Raw genomic sequence first — 19,633 nt, 5'->3', positions numbered from 1 at the left:
TCAGGAGTTCTGACGTTGTTCCTTGATCTGGGCCTCAATCTGACCCATGGTGTGCAGCATCATCAGCGCGCCGAGACGTACTGTAATTCCGGAGGGGTCAAACGAAGGAGCGATTTCTACCAAATCTGCCGCGACGATACGGCCCATTTTTGCCACCCCGGAAATGATGTCGCACACCTGGTCAAACAGCAGGCCGCCGGGATACGGCGACGCCACGCCGGGCGCAATCGACATATCGAAACCATCAATGTCTACGGTAATATAATAATTTTTCGCCTTGGGGACTCTGGCCAGTACGCCCTCCACCCCCATTTGGTCGGCTTCGCGCGAGGAAATGAGAACGCTGCCATATTTCTTGGCGTCATCAAAATCTGTTTTTTTACTGCTGCCGATGCCGCGAAGGCCAATCTGAATCATGGGGCCAATATGATCCATTTCAGACAAGCGGCGCATGGGGCTGCCGTTGCCGTAGCGGAGCGGACCGACATGATCATTCCAGTCTAAATGTGCGTCGAACTGCACCACGCAGATTTCTTCCCCAAGCTCTTCAAGGGCGTTGCCCACCGGCGCGCTGATCGAATGGTCGCCGCCGAGTACAATCGGCACCGCGCCGCGTCTGAGAATCCCTCTGACACCGTCTGAAATTGCGTCGAAAGTGTGCTGCGGATCTGCCTGAAGAATATCCGCGTCGCCGCAATCCACAATCTTTAAAGGAGCAGCCAGCCGCTGGCAGTCATGTTCAAAATCGTAATAGCCGGTTTCGCCGCGGCTATACTGGGTAGAAGCCTCTCGAATACGGCGAGGCCCAAGGCGCGCGCCGCTCATATACCCTACTGCAAAGTCAACAGGTGCACCTAAAACGGCAATATCGGCGTCCAGTTGCTCCAGATCGGTACAGATGGGATATTTGCCAAACGAGCATATGCCGGTAATTGGAAGATTTAAGCGCTGCATGAAAGTTCCTCCTGTCAAAACTGTATCAACAAATGATTTTTCACGGCCCTTTGCGGGCCTCTTTGAATGTGTATTTATTATAGCATCCGGCCTGGGAATCTGTACAGCGAACTTGTTTTGTGGTATAATCCATTTGCTTACTATTGTTCGGTAAAGTGCGTCTTATGCTTTACAAAATGTTTTTCGCGAGAAGGAGCCGTTCCATGGATCAGACGGATATCAGAATTATGAATATTCTGCAGCAGGACTGCAAGACCCCGATGCGTGAAATCGGGCGTCAGGTGGGTCTGACCGCGCCTGCCGTTTCGGAACGGATCGCCCAGCTGCGCGATTCCGGCGCAATTCGTGCCTTTCGGGCCAAGCTGGATTTTGCGGCGGCCGGTAAAAAGCTGGCGGCTTATATCATGATCAACGTGCCGCCGGACACTTACGCGCGCTTTTGCACCTTTACCAAGGACAACCCGGCCATTACGGAGCATCACCATATTATCGGGCCGTACAACGCCCTTTTAAAAATTCATGTCGCCGATTCTGAAGAGCTGGAAAGCCAGCTGTCTGAAATCCGTTCCTTTGGCATGTCGCAGACCGCAGTGGTACTGAAAACCTATTTTGACCAAAAGCCGCTGCCGGAATGACAGCATTCGTATTCTCTGATACACCTGGCGCCAGTCCTCTCAGTAAACCGTGTTTTTACTGAGGAACTGGCGTTTTTTTACGCCCCAAAATCATTTTTCGGGCGTTCATCCTCTGCCCTTTCAAGCGGAGCTTTACCGCCCATTCTGCAAGCCCGCTTGTCCCGATTAAACTAAAAAATCTACTCTTCTTGTTAAAAATGATAAAATAATTGTCTTTTACACTGTCCTGCGTTACAATAACGTCTGAAAGTCCGTATCCATTGATTTGAGCGCCATATCTTTTCGAACGGCAGCCCGAATAACGGTCTTTCATTATGAAAGCGCGCCATGTGCGCAAAAATTTGTTGCGCCGCATCCACAATAACCGGAGCGGCAGTAAGGAGAGAACAAAATGTCTACAGCCAACACAAAACCTCTTTCGCACACATCCTTTTCCGCGCAGCGACTGACCGTGGTGGGCATGATGATCGCTTTGACAGTGGTGATGCTCAACACCCCCCTGGGCGCGATTACGCTGCCCATGATCCGCATTACCATTGCGCATGTGCCGATTCTCATCACGGCGATTCTGTTCGGCTTATCCGAAGGATTGATGGTGGCTTTTGCCTTTGGTGTCTGCACCCTGCTCATTGCGCTGACCTCGCCGGTCTCGGTTCTGGATCCATTTTTCGTAAACCCGCTGGTTTCGATTCTCCCCCGCGTAATCATCCCGGTGACTACTTATTTCAGCTACCGCGGGCTGCAAAAGCTGCTGCCCCAGTTTAAGGGCAAAGAAACACTCTCTGTGGCAATCAGTTTGGCAATCGGCAACCTGACCAACACCTTTGGCGTATACGCCATGCTATATCTGCTGTATGCCGCTCAGATTTTAGAAAAGACCGGAACTCCTGCGCTGAGCCTGATCATCGGGCTGATCTCCACCTCCACTGCCATCAAATGCGCGGGTATTGTGCTGATCGGCACGCCCATTGTACTGACCCTGCGCAAGGCGCTTCAGCATCTGCAGCGCTGAAAAATCATTTGCGCGAAGCTTTCAAAGAAACGTTCCGTATTCCGGAGCACGGGATACCACGGGAACGCCAACATAAGCCTGTGAAAGAACAGGCAAAACAGCGCACTGAAAAAGAGCCATCGAGCATAAAATGCCCCATGGCTTTTTTTTGCATTATTTTATTTTTGCAGGGGCTTAACCGGCCCGGTCAGTCTTCGCACTGGTTCTGCTCCTCATTCTTCTGCTTGTTTAAATACATCAGCCGGTCGATCCGGGTGAGGAAGGAAGAAGCCGTCAAGCCTTCCTTTCGGTCAAAGCAGTCGCAGCCAATCGTCAGCCCGATCTCATAGGGTACAACATTCTGGCGGTTGAATATCTCGATATTCTTATGCAGCCTTTCAAGGATTTCTTTCAGTTCGCAGGAATCCTGAATTTCCATCACCACCACAAACTCATCGCCGCCGTAACGCGAGATAAAATCCTGGCGGCGGAACGTCTGCCGTAAGATCCGTGATACGTTCCGCAGCGCCTGATCCCCGCTGTCGTGTCCATACTCATCGTTGATTTTTTTAAAGGAATCCAGATCGATCATCAGGCCGGCCAGCAGGCGGTTATCCCTGGTTTTGACCTTCACGGAGAGGTAATGGTCGAGATACCGACGGTTATAGAGCCCCGTTAAATAGTCTGTTCTCAGCTGGTCGTTCTGAATATTGATGTACAGCATCAGGATCGACAGCGTGGTACAGGCCCAGATCAAAACGCCCCTGGGCATGAGGAACTGGATCACCGCGCCGACGGTCGGAAAAAGCCCAAACAGAAAAAGGCTGGAAAACTCTTTGAAAGTCATACGCTTTCGATTGACAAACAGCAGCAGGCTGGTGGCAATCACATAAATCAGGCAGATGATCATTAAAATGATGATGTATTTGCCGCGATGGTAAGTATTATATTCGTCGAGGACAAAATAAATATTCCCAAAAACACTGACAACGGAGAGCACCAGATTGAACGCCACCGGAATCAGCAAAAAATGCATGTAGCTGCGCATGCGTTTCCGGCTTCCAAAAATATAGAAATCCACATACAGGTACCAAAGCAGGCAGATCACCGGATTGAGGGCATTGTAGGCCACCATCGCCCCCGACGACAGGATGCGGAAAATGCGTCCCGGTCTGCCGTCAATCATCCACATCAGCGTATCCAGAAGCAGCATTGCGGCAACAGCACAGATGATCGACAAAAAAAGCCGCTGATCCGGAAAATACTGGCGGTCCTGACGGCGTACATTTCGAAAGACAAAAAACAATATGATCAAAGCGTAGCAGTTCAGCTCAATAAATTGAACAATTAGATTCACTGTAACGACGGCTCCTTCCGGATATTTTCCCCCGAGTTCTTCCTTAAGATCATTCGGGACGCGAAAAATCGGCGGGCGGTATCCTCACGGTTCATTTTGATAATAACAGCGAAACCCCAACAATGCAAATAATGAAATCCATTTTTTTATAATTATTTTACACGGGAACGGCCGCTTTCTTTCTTCTTTTTAAGGCTTGCAAGACGGATACACCGCCCAAGATTCCTTTTTGTCGTTTTCACAGCATCTTCTCATGGATTTGCATCCAACAATATGAAAATTTAGGTTGACAAATTCCTTACTTCACACTATGATTTAAAACATACATGATATATATGAAATTGTTTTTCTTGTCTGGCGGCGATCCGTTTGACAAAAGAGAGAAACATATGAGCGGCTTTGGCCGCGGGTAAACCATCCATCACACAGCGATCCATTTGAGGAGCAGAAAATGAGGTGCAACCATGCTGACAAACAAAGAGCGGTTAATCGAGCAATTCACCAGACTGATTACCATTGACAGCCCCACCCTTGGGGAAAGGCAGATAGCCGACTACCTGAAGAGCGAGCTCACCGCACTGGGCCTGACGGTACAGGAGGACGACGCGGGCGAGCGTCTGGGCGGAACCAGCGGGAATCTGTATGGATTTTTAGAGGGTGACAGCAGCCTGCCGCCTTTGTTGCTGGGGTCACACATGGATACGGTGGAGCCGTCCTCCGGAAAACGGGCCATACTGGAAAACGGCGTTCTGCACAGCGAGGGGAGCACCGTTCTTGGCGCGGATGACTGCTCGGGAATCGCCGCGATCCTGGAAACGCTTCGCGTGATTCAGGAGCAAAAGCTGAATCACCGCCCGGTGGAGGTATTGTTCACGATTGCAGAGGAAATCTACTGCAAGGGCGCGGAACAGTTTGATTTTTCGCGGGTGCGCTCCAAAGAAGCCTACGTTCTCGATTATTCCGGCCCCGCGGGAACAGCGGCCTACCAGGCACCGACGATTCTGTCCTTCACCGCTGTTGTTCACGGGCTGGCGTCGCACGCGGGTTTTGCCCCGCACAAGGGCATCCACGCCGTTCAGGCCGCGGCCAGTGCGGTAGCCGCCCTGAAGCTGGGGCAGATCGACTCGGATACGACGCTGAACATCGGTACGATCCAGGGCGGAAAGGGAAACAATGTCATCCCTGATCTGTGCACAGTCACCGGTGAAATCCGCAGCTATTCCCATGAAACGGCGCTTTCTCTGGCTGAGAAGGTACATAAACAGTTCGAAACTTCCGCGGCGGCATTCGGCGCCACAGTGGAGTTTGAGGAAAAGCTCGGCTGCCGGGCCTACGAAACCCCGAAGGATCACCCCGTGATAGAGCGGTTCCAGCGGGCCTGCCGCGAGATAAACCTGCCCGGAACGCTGGAAAAGACGTTTGGCGGCAGCGATAATAACGTATTTGCCCAAAACGGCATTACGGGGCTTGTCGTGTCGAGCGCGATGTACCAGTGCCATTCACTGGAGGAATACGCCCCCGTAGAAGAAATGATTCAGTTAGCCGAGCTGGCCCGGCTGCTGATTACTCTGGAATGATTGAGAGATATTTATGAAAAATCCGCTGAATTACCAAACAACCGAATACGACTGCGGCCCCACCACGCTGCTCAACGCCATCAGCTATTTGTTCCGGCGGGAGGAAATCCCGCCGGACATCATCAAGCATATTATGCTTTATTGCCTCGATTCCTATAACGGAAAAGGAGAATTTGGGAAAAATGGAACGTCGCGCATGGCGATGATGTTCCTGAGCGACTGGCTGAATCAGTTCGGCAAGGTGAAAAAATTTCCGATCCACTGCGAATATTTGACAGGGCGGGACGTGTGCATCCACCAGAACAGCAAAATTGTCTCCGCCCTGCAGCAGGGCGGAGCGGCTGTGGTGCGGCTGCGTTATGGCTACTGGCACTATGTGCTTTTGACCGCCGCCGATGAAGAGAGCATTTACCTGTTCGACCCATATTACCGGAAAAAGCCGTTCCAGCAGAAGGGGATCGAGATTATTCTGGACATGCCTCTGAGCAGGAACCGCCGGGTCTCGTACGAGCTTTTGAACGGCTCCGGCCGCAGCCCGTATGCGCTTGGCCCCACCGAAACCAGAGAAGCGATTCTGCTGTTTAACACAGAAACGCAGAAAACGCCCGCAAACACCATCGAGTATTTTATCTGACAGAACGGTTGAAAGCGAGAGCAAAAATATACGCTCTCGCTTTTTTAGGTACCAGTCGGACCGAGCTGCCGGATCAGTATGATTCAGCCAATGGAATTCTGCAAGGGATGGGCAAAAGAGCCTTGGTTTCGCAGCACGAAACAAGGCCCTTTTGGATAACAACACTTACGTTTTTATTGATCCCGTGCGTCCGCGGCCAGACGTACCGGCGCAGCGGAAGGGGATTCCGGCATGGTGCGGATGCAGCCACGATACACGTGGCGGAACAGCAGCAGGCTTGCCGCCAGCGAAAAGATCTCCGCAATCGGGAACGCATACCAGACCGAATTCAGAGAGATATGGGCAAGCAGGTGGGCCGCAGGCAGCAGCACGATCATCTGGCGCAGCAGAGAAATCGCAAGGCTGTAAATTCCCTTGCCCAGCGCCTGGAACACCGTGCTGAACGTGATGCCCACCGCAGCCGGCACAAAGCAAAGGCTGATAATCTGCAGTGCCGGAACACCGATCTGCACCATCTCGGGGGAAGCTTCGAAAATCAGAAGCAGGCGAGCGGGCATTACCCAGAACAGAAGAACACCGGCAGCCATGATCAGCGCGCTGACCACAAGGCCGATGCGGATAGCCTGCACCATTCTCGGTTGTTTTTTCGCGCCGTAATTATACCCCAGAATCGGCATCATGCCCTGCATGAGACCGAACACCGGCATAAAGACAAACGACTGCAGCTTGAAATAAATTCCGAACAGCGCCACCGCCGTATCGGTAAAGCGAACCAGAATCAGGTTCATGCCCATTACCATCACCGATGCGATCGACTGCATGATGATGGTGGGGATGCCGACCGCATAAATATCGCGGACAATTTTGAGATCCAGACGGAAACCGCGGAAATTAACTTCGATCTCATGCTTTTTCTTCATCAGAACGGTCAATGATACACACATGGCGATACACTGGGCCAGCACGTTGGCGATCGCCGCGCCGGGCACACCCATGGCGGGAACGCCGAACCAGCCGAAGATGAAGATCGGGTCCAGAATCAGGCTGGTCAAAGCGCCGATCAGCTGAAAGACCATCGGATAGATCATATTGCCGGTCGCCTGCAGCGTCTTTTCTACATTGATTTCGACGAACACGCCGAACGAGAAGATGGAGACGATCTGAACAAACCGGGTCCCGTCCGCAATGACGGTCGGGTCTGTGGAAAAGCCCTCGATAAACTGGCGGGCAAAAAACAGACCGAACAGCGCAAACAGCGCCCAGTTGACAAGACCTAGCAGCAGGCCATGGGTCGCGGCACTGTTGGCCTCTTTTCTGCGGCCCTCCCCTAGGCGGCGCGAAACCAGCGAGTTAATACCGACGCCGGTGCCGACACCAAAGGCCACCAGCAGGGACTGGATCGGAAACGCCAGCGAAACGGCCGTCAAAGCCTCCTGACTGATTTTAGCGACGAAAAAACTGTCAACAATATTGTAAAGGGCCTGCACCATCATCGAGAACATTGCGGGCACAGCCATGCCCGCAATCAACCCGCCGACCGGCGCAGTTCCCATCTTATTTTCTTTGATTTCTGTTTTGATTGTTTCCATGTGTTCACTCCTGAAATGCGTTATGATAAATTTTTGATTCGATTGGGCCCAAAGAAACAAATTTTCCCACTTGTTTTCTTCCCGTAAAGAAAACGGCGGCGGGGATTTTTCTTTACTTCTAGGCCTGTCTATGCTATAATTTTAGTTCACAAAGTATGAATGATGGGAGGTTATCAGTTTGAGTAACGAAAACGGAAAAGAGAATGCCACGAAGTTTCCCACCTACCGCGGAAAGCCCCTTGTGCGCTGCGGCGACGTGATTTATTATGGAAGCATGAAAGACAAATACGTGGTAAAATTGGAAATCAAGAGCAAAAAACGCGTGCTGGATATGGACGTTGCCGACAAGGTCGGCATTCAGTTAATGTATACCAACCCCGACATTCGCGCCCGCAAGCAAATTGTAAAATCCAGCGAAAAGGAAGGGCTGTACCTGGCCATGGATATTGCCGATGCCTGGCTGCAAAGGGCTCTTTCTGAATAACGCAATTCTGATCGTTTTGGTCTATATTGAGAAATCATTTGTTTCTCACACGTTTGAAACCGCCGGGAATGCTCCCGGCGGCTTTTTGTTTCCGTCTTTTAAAGGGGGAGGCCGAACGGCCTGCCCCCTGCTTCGTTGTCAGGCGTTCTGAATTTTCCCGATATCGCGGCGGTAGTGGGCGCCCTCAAAATGGATGCCGGAAACCGCACGATACGCTTTTTCCAGCGCTTCCTCCAGTGTTTCACCCGTAGCGGTCACTCCAAGCACGCGCCCGCCGTTTGTGACGAACTCTTCGCCGCGCAGAGCGGTACCGGCGTGATACACCGTCGCCCCCTGCACCTGGCCGTCTTTGGACAGGCCGCTGATCGCAATGCCTTTCTGGTACTGCGCAGGGTAGCCGCCGGAGGCCATCACCACACAGGCTGCTGCCTGCGATGACCACTGAATCTCCTGCTCCTCCAGACGCTCATCGATGACGGCTTCCATAATATCGAGCAGGTCACTTGTAAGGCGAGGCAAAACCACCTGGGTTTCGGGGTCACCGAAACGGGCGTTGTATTCGATCACGCGCGGACCCTTCGGGGTGAGCATCAGCCCAAAATACAAACAGCCCTTAAATGGCCGGCCCTCGGCATTCATGGCATGGATGGTGGGAAGAAAAATGGTTTCCATGCACACGCGCGCCGTTTCGTCGTCGTAAAACGGATTGGGACTGATGGTTCCCATGCCGCCGGTGTTCGCGCCCTGATCGTTGTCGAGCGCGCGCTTGTGATCTTTGGAGGACACCATGGGGCGCACGCATTTGCCGTCGGTAAACGCCAGAACCGAAACCTCCGGCCCGGTGAGGAACTCTTCGAGCACGATGCGGCTGCCGGATTCGCCGAAGATTTTATCCTCCATCATCGAGCGAACCGCCTGCTCCGCTTCCGCGTAGTCCTGCGCGATCACGACTCCCTTGCCGAGCGCAAGGCCGTCGGCCTTGATAACGACCGGGTAGCTGTTCTCGCGGCGGATTTCCGCGAGCGCCGCCTCCGGCTCGGTAAACACCTGATACCCCGCCGTCGGGATATCGTATTTTTTCATCAAATCCTTTGAGAACACCTTGCTCGCTTCGATCTGTGCCGCAGCCTTGTGCGGGCCGAACGCGCGGATTCCCTGCGCTTCCAGCGCATCCACCATTCCGGCGGCCAGCGGATCATCGGGCGCTACGACAACCAGATCGACCTGATTGCTCTTTGCAAACTCCACCACGCCGGGAATATCCGTCACCTTGATGTCTACGCATTCCGCGTCACGGGCGATGCCGCCGTTGCCGGGCGCACACCAGATTTTCGTCAGCCGGGGACTTTCTTTCAGCTTGCGCACCAATGCATGCTCGCGGCCGCCGCTGCCGATTACCAGTACCTTCATATTTTCACACACTCCTGTTTTAAACTCATACCGATTCCTGATCCTGTTTGCAGCCGTAAATCGTACGGAACCTTTCCCTGTTGTTCGGCGGGAAAGGATTGCCGCACTTCACTGCGCATCACGGATTCGTATCGGGGCGATTAGTGGTGGAACAGACGCAGACCGGTAAATACCATGGCGATGCCGTACTTGTTGCAGGTATCGATCACATGGTCGTCGCGGATGGAGCCGCCGGGCTGTGCAATAAAGGAAACGCCGCTGCGGTGAGCGCGCTCGATGTTATCCCCAAAGGGGAAAAATGCGTCGGAGCCCAGCGAAACGCCGGTGATGCCCGAAAGATAGCGGCGCTTTTCCTCGCGGCTGAGCGGCGCAGGGCATTCGGTAAAAAACTGCTGCCAGACGCCGTCTGCCAGCACCTCTTCCGCGTCGTCGGAAAGGTACACGTCGATGGTGTTGTCGCGGTCCGGGCGGCGGATGTCCGCACGGAAGGGCAGGCTGAGTACCTGCGGATGCTGGCGCAGATGCCACAGATCCGCCTTATTTCCCGCAAGGCGGGTGCAGTGGATGCGGGACTGCTGCCCGGCCCCCACGCCAATGGCCTGTCCGTCCTTTGCGTAGCAGACGGAATTGGACTGCGTATATTTCAGCGTGATCAGCGCTACCAGAAGATCGCGCTTCGCTTCTGCGGAGAATGTTTTGCTGTCGGTGACGAAATTAGTCAGCAGGCTCTCGTCGATCACCGCGTTGTTGCGGCCCTGCTCAAAGGTGATTCCGAACACATCCTTATGTTCTACGGGAGTGGGAACGTACTCCGGATCGATCTGCACCACGCTGTAAGAACCCCTGCGCTTTGTTTTCAGGATTTCGAGCGCTTCGGCCGAATAGCCGGGCGCAATGATGCCGTCGGACACCTCGCGGGAAATCAGGCGGGCGGTCTGCGCGTCGCATTCGTCGGAGAGCGCGACCCAGTCGCCGTAGGAGGACATGCGGTCCGCCCCGCGGGCTCTGGCATAGGCGCACGCCAGCGGGGAGAGCTCCAGATCGTCGACAAAGCAGCTCTTCTGCAGCTCGGGCGGCATCGGCACGCCCACCGCCGCACCGGCGGGGCTGACATGCTTGAACGACGCGGCGGCCGGCAGCCCCGTTGCCGCTTTCAGCTCTTTTACCAGCTGCCAGCTGTTCAGCGCGTCCAGAAAATTGATATAGCCGGGCCGGCCGTTCAGCACCGTGACCGGCAGCTCGCCGCCGTCCTGACGAAAAATCCGCGACGGCTTCTGGTTGGGGTTGCAACCGTATTTCAGCATCAGTTCCATCTTCTGTTCCTCCCCTTACTGATTCTTATTGATGATCCGGGTTTCTGTTTCGCCGTTGGAAAGACGAATGCGGCGGGTAAACAGCGAAACCCGGTTTTCTGTGTTGAGGGAATTCCAGACCAACTGGGTAAACTCCTCCAGCTCCTGCGGAACACTGACGCAGACCGGCTCGCCTTCAAAGGAGGGGATCGGGCTGCCGTCGCAGCGATAAGTATGAATCAGGTGCCCCTGCCCCGGCACCGGCGTTTCGTACTCGAAAAACATGCGCTGCACTGAGGATGGATTGCCGCCCGCGCTTTTCAGAATCGAAAGGCGGTAGGCAAAGTCGGTGCTCGCGTTCATCCAGCCGGAAACGCGGGGGGTAAAGTTCGGTTCATCCGGTTCAAAGGTGCGGCTTCTCAGCGCATCCTCAAACGTTTCGCCGCGGCGCAGAAAATCATGCACCGTATCGGTCTGGTCGCCGTTTGTCACAATCACCTCAGTGCCGATCACACGCACCGGCGCATAGATGATCAGCGACGGATCGGACAGCTTTGAGGGGTCGAACGCCTGTGTGCGCAGCCCGTCGCCCTCCCGCACAAAAACACGGTTGCGGCTGTTTTCACTGCGTCCCATAATGAAATAGGCAATCAGTGCATACGCGCCGTCGGGCGTTTTCCCGAGCAGAATTCCGCGCCCGGGGTACCCGTTGCCCGCCAGGGCCTGTTCAATCGTTTTGGTTGTCATTCGGCTTCCTCCCGTTGTTCCTTGTTGATTTGCAGCACGCGGTTCCCGGCAACAGAAAGCCGGCCTTCGCAGAACAGAGATACCGCGCGGGGCAGTATCTTCCACTCGGCCTCTTCCATCACCCGCTTCTGCAGCGTTTCCGGCGTGTCGTCGTCGTGAATCTCGACAGCCTGCTGCAGGATGATCGGCCCGCCGTCGCACACCTCGTTGACAAAATGGACGGTTGCGCCCGTCACGCGCACACCGCGCAGGAGCGCGGCGCGGTGCACCGCGAGGCCAAAATACCCCTCCCCGCAAAAGGATGGGATCAAAGACGGATGGATGTTCATCATCCGATTGCGGTAGCGTGCGATCACTTCATCCCCGATGATCGTCATGAACCCGGCCAGCACCACCAGATCGGCCCCACAGCGCTCCAGGAGCGACAAAAGGGCATGGTCGTAGGCAGTTTGGCTGTCGAATTCTTTGCGGCGCAGAACCTCGCAGGGGATGCCTGCCTGCGCGGCGCGGGTCAGAGCGTATGCATCCGGTCTGCTGGAAATGACGCACGAAAGCCGCCCGCCGGAGAGTTCTCCCCGGCGTTCGGCATCGATCAGAGCCTGCAGGTTGGTTCCCCCGCCGGAAACCAGCACCACAATATTCAGCATAGAACAACGCCCTCCGTGCCCTGCTCCACCTGGCCGATCACGGATACGCGTTCGCCCGTCTCCCGCAGCAGCGCGGCAGCCTTGTCCGCTTCTTCCGGGGATACCACGAGACACATGCCAATTCCCATGTTAAAGGTATTGTACATGTCGTGCTCCGGGATATTGCCCACGGACTGCAGCAGGTGAAAAATCGGCAGAGAAGGCAGAGCGGCCTTTTCCAGCTTCGCGGTCAGGCCTTCCTTCATCATGCGCGGCACATTCTCGTAGAAGCCGCCGCCCGTAATGTGAGAAACCGCCTTCACATTGCATTGTTTCATCAGATTCAGAACAGACTTGACATAAATTCTTGTTGGGGTCAGAAGCTCTTCGCCCAGCGTTTTGCCCAGCTCGTCCACATGGCGGCCGACGTTGCCGGAATCCAGGCGGAACACCTTGCGCACCAGAGAAAAACCGTTGGAATGTACGCCGGAGGAGCCGAGACCCAAAATCACATCGCCCGGCTGCATCTGTGAGCCGTCGATGATCTTAGAGCGATCTACCATGCCCACGCAGAAACCCGCCAGATCGTACTCGTCCTCGGGATAAAAGCCGGGCATTTCCGCCGTTTCGCCGCCTACCAGAGCACAGCCGGACTGCACGCAGCCCTCCGCCACACCGGCGACGATCTTCTCGATTTTTTCCGGATGGTTCTTGCCTACCGCAAGGTAGTCCAGGAAAAACAGCGGCTGTGCGCCGCCGCAGACCACGTCGTTAACGCACATGGCCACGCAGTCGATGCCGATGGTATCGTGCTGATCCATCAGAAAGGCCAGGCGCAGCTTTGTGCCGACACCGTCGGTACCCGAAACGAGAACCGGCTCTTTCATGCCCGAAAGATCGGGACAAAACAGGCCGCCGAAGCCGCCCAGGCCGGACAGCACCCCAGGCGTGGTCGTTCTTGCCACATGGCTTTTCATGAGTTCTACCGCACGGTATCCGGCGGTGACATCTACCCCCGCCGCTTTATAGCTTTCGCTGAAACTTTTCATACCCTTCCCCCCATTTGACGCTTACAGAGCCTTCACGGCCGACTGAATCGCCTCATCTTTCTTCTCAACTTCATCCGCCATTTTCTGCTTCATCTGCTCGAGCTGATCGGCCAGCGCTTCATCCGTAAGGGAAAGCATCTGAATCGCCAGCAGAGCCGCGTTGTCCGCTCCGTCGATCGCCACGGTGGCAACCGGAACGCCGCTGGGCATCTGCACGGTGGCAAGCAGCGCGTCAAGGCCGTCCAGTGTGGAACACTTGATCGGGATCCCGATGACCGGGAGCGTGGTGTGCGCCGCAAGCACTCCTGCCAGATGCGCCGCCTTACCGGCCGCGGCAATAATGACGCCGAAACCGTTGGCTCTGGCATTTTTCGCGAACTCCGCAGCCATGAGCGGCGTTCTGTGCGCCGACATCACATGCACCTCTGTCGGTACTTCATATGCTTTGAGCCGCTTAATCGCGGCGGATACAACCGCAAAATCACTGTCACTGCCCATAATAACCGCAACTTTTTTTCCGCTTGACATGAAACAGCACTCCTTTTTCAAATCGTCATTTTGAAGTCTAAACTGCCGGAATTCAATCCATCGAACTTGCGAAATGGATGTTGCGCATCGCCCAATTGTCAAAGACAAATGAAGCGGCGCACTGGAATTTTTCTGATTAAAATCACAAAAGGATTGTGACTCGCCAGTGATTTTAATCAGAAAACAAAAAGCAGACCGCACCCTTACAGGGTGCAGTCTGCCCAGTTATTCAGAAACCCGGTTCCATCCGGCACATTTATCCAGACTGGTGAAAATCAACAGAACCGATCTCATGCCTTTCCCTCCGGTCTCTCCTGAATAATCCATCCCTTTCAGTTTAGGTTAAAAAGAAGTAAAATGCAATAGACGCCGCTTCAAAAATCATATTTTCGTAAGGTTATCATGAGCTTTCCCCAGGAAATACTGCCTATTTTGTCTATTTTGCGCGGTTCGGTTTTTCACCCTGCGGATCTTCTGTGAAGAGTTCTTTTACAGAAGTTGCAAGACCGGCCAGCCCCTGAATTTCGGAGGGAATGATGATCTTGGTGGCCTTGCCGTCGGCGGCCTTTTGGAACGCCTCCAGGCTCTTGAGCGCGATGACGCGGTCGCTGGGAGCCGCTTCGTTCAAAAGCTTAAGACTGTCAGCCAGAGCCTGCTGAACAGACATAATGGCCTGCGCCTCACCCTGGGCTTCCAGAATATGAGACTGCTTCTGCGCGTCGGCCGCCAGAATCGCCGCTTCCTTCTGGCCTTCGGCGATCAGAATTGCGCTGCGCTTTTGACCTTCCGCATCCAGAATGATGGCACGGCGGTCACGCTCGGCCTTCATCTGCTTCTCCATCGAGTCCTGAATCGCGGGCGGCGGCAGAATGTTCTTCAGCTCCACGCGGTTGACCTTGATGCCCCAGGCATCGGTCGCTTCATCCAGCACGATACGGATCTTGCTGTTGATGACGTCACGGGACGTCAGGGTGGTATCCAGCTCCAGCTCGCCGATGATGTTACGCAGCGTGGTAGCGCTCAGGTTTTCGATCGCGGAAATGGGGCGCTCTACGCCGTAGGCGTACAGCTTCGGGTCCGTGATCTGAAAATACACAACGGTATCGATCTGCATCGTTACGTTATCTTTCGTAATAACGGGCTGAGGCGGGAAATCGATGACCTGCTCCTTGAGGGATACCTTTTTGGAAATCCGGTCAATAAAAGGGACTTTCACATGCAGACCGGTCTCCCAGGTTGCGTGATAGGCTCCCAGCCGTTCCATAACGTAGGCATGCGCCTGCGGAACGATCTTGATGTTCGTGATGATAACCACCACGACAACCAGGACCAGGATCCATAGAATAATCCATCCCATAGTGAAACCTCCTGTTAAATAAAATACAGTTTTTTAAGATTCGGGCGCCACGATCAGCTTAACCCCTTCAATACGAAGCACCAGAACATTATGTCCTGCCGGGATCACAGCCCCGCTGTCGGAACGGGCGGACCAGATACTGCCCATTACCGTCACCTGACCCAGGCCTTTTTCGTTGTCGATTTCTGACGTGACGATACCGACCTTGCCGACATAGCGGCCGGCATTCGTTTCTTCCCGTTTGACTTTCAGGGCTTTTTTGATCAGCGGACGGGTCAGCGCCAGCGAAAGCGTCGTAACCACCGCAAACGTCCCTGTCTGAATCCAGATCGGCGCACCCAAAAGATTCGCGATCAGCGCCGCAATGCCGCCAACCACCATCCAGATGGATACCAGCTGCACGGTCACGGCTTCCAGAATTGCCGCTCCGACAATCACTGCCAGCCACACAAAAGGATAATAAGCCTCCATCGTTTCACACCTCCCGAACAGAGTACTGAACTGTATCACAATGCTATGACATTAGTTTACCATAAATGCGCATTGAAAGCAAATTTCAGTATTGAAACTATTCGACAAATCCATTAAAAACTGTTTCCTTTTCTGTAAAAATTTAGCTTTTGTTTTCATTCCTTTTTTATACCTGCAAATGGATAAATCTTGCTGTTTCCATTTTAATCTGCCGCCAGCCCGCTGCGCACCGTTTGATTCTCGCGCATTTGCAGCTGGCGGTAGCTTTCTGTCACCTCGTCGATAAACTCCCGTTCCGCGTCTGAGAGTTTCCCGTTCCGCTTGGTGACGATCCCGAACAGGATATGCTCCGAACAGTTCATCAGGGGAACCGAAACGACCCCATACAGGGAATTCTGCCCCGAAAATTCCGAAATTCCAATCGTAAAGAAGCCGCCGGTCGAAATCAGATTCATCTGCTCGGCGCGGTCGCTGACATACACGATCCGGGAGGAATCGTTCAAATCCAGATGAAGATTTTCGGCCGTGATATGGTAGATAAAATCCTCAAACTGCCCTATGTATCTGACAAACCCGTAATTTTTCAACTCCGAAATATCAATGCCGCTGCTGCCGTTGAGCAGCTCGTGGTCGCTGGACAGGCACACATACGGCAAAAAGGTGGCCAGCGGGCGGAACTCCAGCTCTTTATCGGAAAAAAGCTTCTGCATGATATTCGATTCCTGAGACGCAAAATGGATCACCCCCACATTTGCGCTGCCACTGATCACGTCGTCTATCACATTCATCGTGGAATCCTCGTTGAGCCGGTAGGAATAATTTTCCAGATCCCAGTGCCGGCAGCACACCCGGTTAAAGCACTCCGCCGTATGCGAAAATTTTGTCATAGAAATACTCATTACACTTTTACCGGCCTGTATCTCGCTGCTGAACTGCTTCAGATTTTCGATTTCCCGCAGGATGACCTCACAGTGCTTCAAATATTTTTTTCCGTTTTTCGTCAGCACGCAGCCCTGCTTCGTGCGCTGAAACAGCTCAAACCCCGCCTCCTCCTCCACCTCTTTGATGATGTGGCTCAGATGAGGCTGAGAAATGTACATCACCTTGGCCGCCTGATTAATCGACCCATAATCCGCGACGGCCTGAAAGTATTTCAAATACTTGATCTCCAACAAAAGCTCCTCCTTTACAGTCTATCCCCCAAGCATAGAAAAACCGATTGTTTTCCTACTATTATTTATCATATTTGGAAAAATTTGTAAAGTGTCCGCCCGGATTTGTACTATCTTACCGCGCATGGGAATGCTTTATGTCCATCCTCTTATATGGATTCGCGATAAGCATTATCACCAAAACGAATTACCCGGTTTGTTAGATTTGTGGTACTATGATACTATTCCATAAAAAATATCGCATCCAAGGGGTAATTTTATGATGATGCCACAAGACATTGACCTTATGTTACAGGACGCTTTGCTCTGCGGCAGAAGCTTTCTTTCCCGCGGTAAGGTCGCCGACTATATTCCCGAGCTGGCCAAGGCCGACCCTTCGCATCTGGGAATCTGCCTGATATTGCCGGACGGCAACGCCTGCCGTGCGGGCGACTGGAATGTTCCGTTTACGATGCAGAGCATCGCAAAAACCTTTTCCCTGATTCTGGCTCTGGAAACGGTCGGCTATGAAAAGGTATTCAGCAAGGTGGGAATGGAGCCTACCGGCGACTGCTTTGACAGCATTGTGCAGCTCGAATCCAAGCAGCTTCCCCCATTCAACCCCATGATCAACGCCGGTGCGATCGTCACCATCAGCTGCATCGATCTGCCCGATCCCTTTGAGGCGTTTCTCGATCTGGTGCGCCGCCTTTGCTTTCATGACACCATCCGCCTGAACGAGGCGGTCTACCTTTCAGAAAAGCGCTCGGGGCTGCGCAACCGCTCGATCGCCTACCTGCTGCAAAGCGACCATATTCTGGAGGGCGACCCCGAGCAGATACTGGACCGGTATTTCCGGATGTGCTCGGTGGAGGTAACGACGGAGGACCTGGCCCGTTACGCGCTGATTCTGGCCAACGACGGCCTGGACCCCGTTACCGGCAGCCAAATGATCGACGAGTGGATCGTGCGCATTGTCAAAACGCTGATGCTGACCTGCGGCATGTACGACGAATCCGGAGAATTTGCGGTAAAGGCTGGAATCCCATCCAAAAGCGGAGTAGGAGGTGGAATCGTAGCGGCGGCGGAACAAGGGATGGGAATCGCCACGTATGGACCGGTTTTGAACAAGAAGGGAAACAGCATCGGCGGGATTCATATGCTGGAATATTTGTCCGGCAAGCTGAACCTGCATTCCTTTGCAACCAAAACTTGCACTGCGGTGTAAACAAAAAAGGGGTAACATGTATGAGTGTATTTGCGGATCACCTGAATCAGATTCTGAACGCGACAAACGGCTTTCTTTACGGCAGCGTACTGCTGGTGCTGCTGCTGTTTACCGGCATCTACTTTTCCGTACGCACGCGCATCGTTCAGTTCCGAATGGCCAGGGAGGGAATTCGGCTGCTGTTTCAGGACAACGACAACAAGGAAGCCGTTTCGGGCTTTCAGGCCCTGATGGTCTCGTGCGCCTCCCGTCTGGGCGTCGGCAACATTACCGGCGTGGCCTCCGCCGTTATTCTGGGCGGCCCCGGCGCGATTTTCTGGATGTGGATGACGGCGGCTTTGGGCGGCGCTTCCGCCTTTGTGGAAAGCACGCTGGCACAGCTTTACAAGGTAAAAACTCCCGAGGGTGGGTTTCAGGGCGGCCCCTCGTACTATCTGGTGAAAATATTCAAACACCGCTGGGTGGGCGTTGTGTTTGCCTTGTCTTTGATCATTACATTCTCCTACGGCTTTCAGATGCTGCAGGCCAACGCGGTAACCGCTTCTTTGCAGCGCAATTTCGGGGACTCCCCCTGGGTCGCTTACGGTACCGCAATCATTATGACCCTTCTGACCTCTTACGCGGTTTTCGGCGGGCAAAAAATCATCGCGAAGGTTTCCGAGGTGATCGTTCCCTTTATGGCGGTCGGCTTTCTGCTGGTCAGCCTGGCGGTGATCGCTTTGAATGTGCAAAAGCTGCCCCATGTATTCGGTCAGATTTTCTCCATGGCGTTCAATTTTGAATCCGTTTCCGGCGGCTTTTCCGGCACCGCGATTTCGATCGGCCTGCGCCGCGGCCTGTATTCCAACGAAGCCGGCATGGGCAGCGCACCCAACGCGGCCGGTACTGTAGATGACACCCATCCCGCAAAGCAGGGGCTGGTTCAGATGCTCGCGGTTCATATCGACACGCTGATCCTCTGCACGGCGACCGCTCTGCTGATCCTCTGCCCCGGCGTCTCCTGGGAAGGGAAAGACGGAGGCTACGCCATGCCTCTGGTTCAGGCGGCGGTGGAATCTCAATTCGGCGCCTTTGGCCTATGGTTCGTTTCCATTTCCGTTTTCTTCTTTGCCTTCGGCACCATTATCGGAAATGTGTATTATGTGGAAACCAATGTGTATTATATCTGGCACCGCGCGCCCTCCAGGCTGTTCCGCCTGAGCATCGTGGCGGCTGTGTGCATCGGCTGCCTGATGACTGCCGAGCTGGCCTGGAATTTGGCGGACTTTACCATGGCGATTATGGTACTGCTGAACTTCCCCGCACTGATGATTCTGGCCAACACCGCCATCAAGGTTCTAAAGGACTACGAGGCACAGAAAAGGCAGGGCAAAGAAAGAATCTACTTCTACGCACCCAGCATCGGAATCCACGACACCGACTGCTGGAATGTCAACAGAGAATCCGAGCCACAGGTGGTTCCTGCCGAAACGGCTGTTAAGAGATAACCGGCACCGGATTTCCGGTTTAAAAATTGCTAATACCTCTCTCTTGTACAATATAAATTTGGCAGG

General features: G+C 53.9%; 20 protein-coding genes. 7 read left to right on the top strand and 13 right to left on the bottom strand.

Annotated elements, in window-relative coordinates; genetic code table 11:
* A complete protein-coding gene (locus HMPREF1141_RS13630) occupies positions 1-954 on the bottom strand; it encodes an agmatinase (protein ID WP_009065407.1) in 954 nt (317 codons plus the stop codon).
* A gap of 203 nt (positions 955-1,157) precedes the next feature.
* On the opposite strand from HMPREF1141_RS13630, the gene HMPREF1141_RS13625 reads away from it, so the two are divergent.
* On the top strand, positions 1,158-1,589 hold the full coding sequence (locus tag HMPREF1141_RS13625) for an Lrp/AsnC family transcriptional regulator (RefSeq protein WP_009065391.1): 432 nt from the start codon (positions 1,158-1,160) through the stop codon (positions 1,587-1,589).
* 55 nt (positions 1,590-1,644) lie between these two features.
* On the opposite strand, the gene HMPREF1141_RS13620 is transcribed toward HMPREF1141_RS13625, so the two are convergent.
* The gene (locus HMPREF1141_RS13620) at positions 1,645-1,902 is read right to left on the bottom strand and encodes a hypothetical protein (RefSeq protein WP_009065393.1); all 258 of its coding nucleotides are present in this window, start codon (positions 1,900-1,902) and stop codon (positions 1,645-1,647) included.
* 78 nt (positions 1,903-1,980) lie between these two features.
* Between HMPREF1141_RS13620 and HMPREF1141_RS13615 the strand changes: the two genes are divergently transcribed.
* A complete protein-coding gene (locus HMPREF1141_RS13615) occupies positions 1,981-2,601 on the top strand; it encodes an ECF transporter S component (protein ID WP_009065477.1) in 621 nt (206 codons plus the stop codon).
* A gap of 187 nt (positions 2,602-2,788) precedes the next feature.
* Here the strand turns inward: HMPREF1141_RS13615 and HMPREF1141_RS13610 are convergent, their stop codons facing one another.
* A complete protein-coding gene (locus HMPREF1141_RS13610; RefSeq protein WP_009065482.1) occupies positions 2,789-3,937 on the bottom strand; it encodes a GGDEF domain-containing protein in 1,149 nt (382 codons plus the stop codon).
* A gap of 464 nt (positions 3,938-4,401) precedes the next feature.
* Here HMPREF1141_RS13610 and HMPREF1141_RS13605 point away from each other — a divergent pair, with 464 nt between their 5' ends.
* Positions 4,402-5,514 (top strand): M20/M25/M40 family metallo-hydrolase, encoded by a 1,113-nt coding sequence (locus tag HMPREF1141_RS13605; protein WP_009065469.1) that lies wholly within the window; start codon positions 4,402-4,404, stop codon positions 5,512-5,514.
* Between the two features lie 13 nt (positions 5,515-5,527).
* Positions 5,528-6,148 carry a peptidase C39 gene (locus HMPREF1141_RS13600; RefSeq protein ID WP_009065411.1) on the top strand — a complete coding sequence of 207 codons (621 nt, stop codon included), beginning with the start codon at positions 5,528-5,530 and terminating at the stop codon, positions 6,146-6,148.
* A 173-nt stretch (positions 6,149-6,321) separates the two neighbouring features.
* Here HMPREF1141_RS13600 and HMPREF1141_RS13595 read toward each other — a convergent pair whose 3' ends face one another.
* Positions 6,322-7,737, bottom strand: coding sequence for an MATE family efflux transporter (locus tag HMPREF1141_RS13595; RefSeq protein WP_009065422.1), 1,416 nt, complete (start codon positions 7,735-7,737; stop codon positions 6,322-6,324).
* A 178-nt stretch (positions 7,738-7,915) separates the two neighbouring features.
* Here HMPREF1141_RS13595 and HMPREF1141_RS13590 point away from each other — a divergent pair, with 178 nt between their 5' ends.
* Positions 7,916-8,221, top strand: coding sequence for a hypothetical protein (locus HMPREF1141_RS13590; protein ID WP_009065472.1), 306 nt, complete (start codon positions 7,916-7,918; stop codon positions 8,219-8,221).
* Positions 8,222-8,359: 138 nt separating this feature from the next.
* On the opposite strand, the gene purD is transcribed toward HMPREF1141_RS13590, so the two are convergent.
* The 9 genes from purD to HMPREF1141_RS13545 form a co-directional block, all read right to left on the bottom strand.
* Complete coding sequence (gene purD / locus HMPREF1141_RS13585) at positions 8,360-9,631, bottom strand: phosphoribosylamine--glycine ligase (protein ID WP_009065404.1); 1,272 nt, start codon at positions 9,629-9,631, stop codon at positions 8,360-8,362.
* A gap of 140 nt (positions 9,632-9,771) precedes the next feature.
* The gene (locus HMPREF1141_RS13580; RefSeq protein ID WP_009065396.1) at positions 9,772-10,944 is read right to left on the bottom strand and encodes a phosphoribosylaminoimidazolecarboxamide formyltransferase; all 1,173 of its coding nucleotides are present in this window, start codon (positions 10,942-10,944) and stop codon (positions 9,772-9,774) included.
* 15 nt (positions 10,945-10,959) lie between these two features.
* The gene (locus HMPREF1141_RS13575; protein ID WP_009065465.1) at positions 10,960-11,670 is read right to left on the bottom strand and encodes an IMP cyclohydrolase; all 711 of its coding nucleotides are present in this window, start codon (positions 11,668-11,670) and stop codon (positions 10,960-10,962) included.
* Positions 11,667-12,317, bottom strand: a complete 651-nt coding sequence (gene purN / locus HMPREF1141_RS13570) for a phosphoribosylglycinamide formyltransferase (RefSeq protein ID WP_009065400.1) — start codon at positions 12,315-12,317, stop codon at positions 11,667-11,669. The genes HMPREF1141_RS13575 and purN overlap by 4 nt, the downstream gene beginning before the upstream one ends.
* A complete protein-coding gene (gene purM, locus HMPREF1141_RS13565) occupies positions 12,311-13,345 on the bottom strand; it encodes a phosphoribosylformylglycinamidine cyclo-ligase (RefSeq protein WP_009065448.1) in 1,035 nt (344 codons plus the stop codon). Before purM ends, purN begins: the two co-directional genes overlap by 7 nt.
* 21 nt (positions 13,346-13,366) lie before the next feature.
* Positions 13,367-13,873 (bottom strand): 5-(carboxyamino)imidazole ribonucleotide mutase, encoded by a 507-nt coding sequence (gene purE / locus HMPREF1141_RS13560; protein ID WP_009065475.1) that lies wholly within the window; start codon positions 13,871-13,873, stop codon positions 13,367-13,369.
* Between the two features lie 436 nt (positions 13,874-14,309).
* Positions 14,310-15,230: an SPFH domain-containing protein gene (locus HMPREF1141_RS13555; RefSeq protein ID WP_009065435.1), complete on the bottom strand. Its 921-nt coding sequence runs from the start codon at positions 15,228-15,230 to the stop codon at positions 14,310-14,312.
* Between the two features lie 33 nt (positions 15,231-15,263).
* The gene (locus tag HMPREF1141_RS13550) at positions 15,264-15,701 is read right to left on the bottom strand and encodes an NfeD family protein (RefSeq protein WP_009065453.1); all 438 of its coding nucleotides are present in this window, start codon (positions 15,699-15,701) and stop codon (positions 15,264-15,266) included.
* 203 nt (positions 15,702-15,904) lie between these two features.
* A complete protein-coding gene (locus HMPREF1141_RS13545; RefSeq protein ID WP_009065461.1) occupies positions 15,905-16,873 on the bottom strand; it encodes a LysR family transcriptional regulator in 969 nt (322 codons plus the stop codon).
* Between the two features lie 259 nt (positions 16,874-17,132).
* On the opposite strand from HMPREF1141_RS13545, the gene glsA reads away from it, so the two are divergent.
* Complete coding sequence (glsA, locus tag HMPREF1141_RS13540) at positions 17,133-18,080, top strand: glutaminase A (RefSeq protein ID WP_009065428.1); 948 nt, start codon at positions 17,133-17,135, stop codon at positions 18,078-18,080.
* Between the two features lie 20 nt (positions 18,081-18,100).
* On the top strand, positions 18,101-19,567 hold the full coding sequence (locus tag HMPREF1141_RS13535) for an alanine/glycine:cation symporter family protein (RefSeq protein ID WP_009065382.1): 1,467 nt from the start codon (positions 18,101-18,103) through the stop codon (positions 19,565-19,567).
* The last annotated feature ends 66 nt before the right edge of the window (positions 19,568-19,633 follow it).

The sequence above is a fragment of the Clostridium sp. MSTE9 genome (genome assembly GCF_000277625.1).
Taxonomy (GTDB): Bacteria; Bacillota; Clostridia; order Oscillospirales; family Acutalibacteraceae; genus Faecalispora; species Faecalispora jeddahensis.
This window is presented reverse-complemented; position numbering and strand designations above follow the sequence as displayed.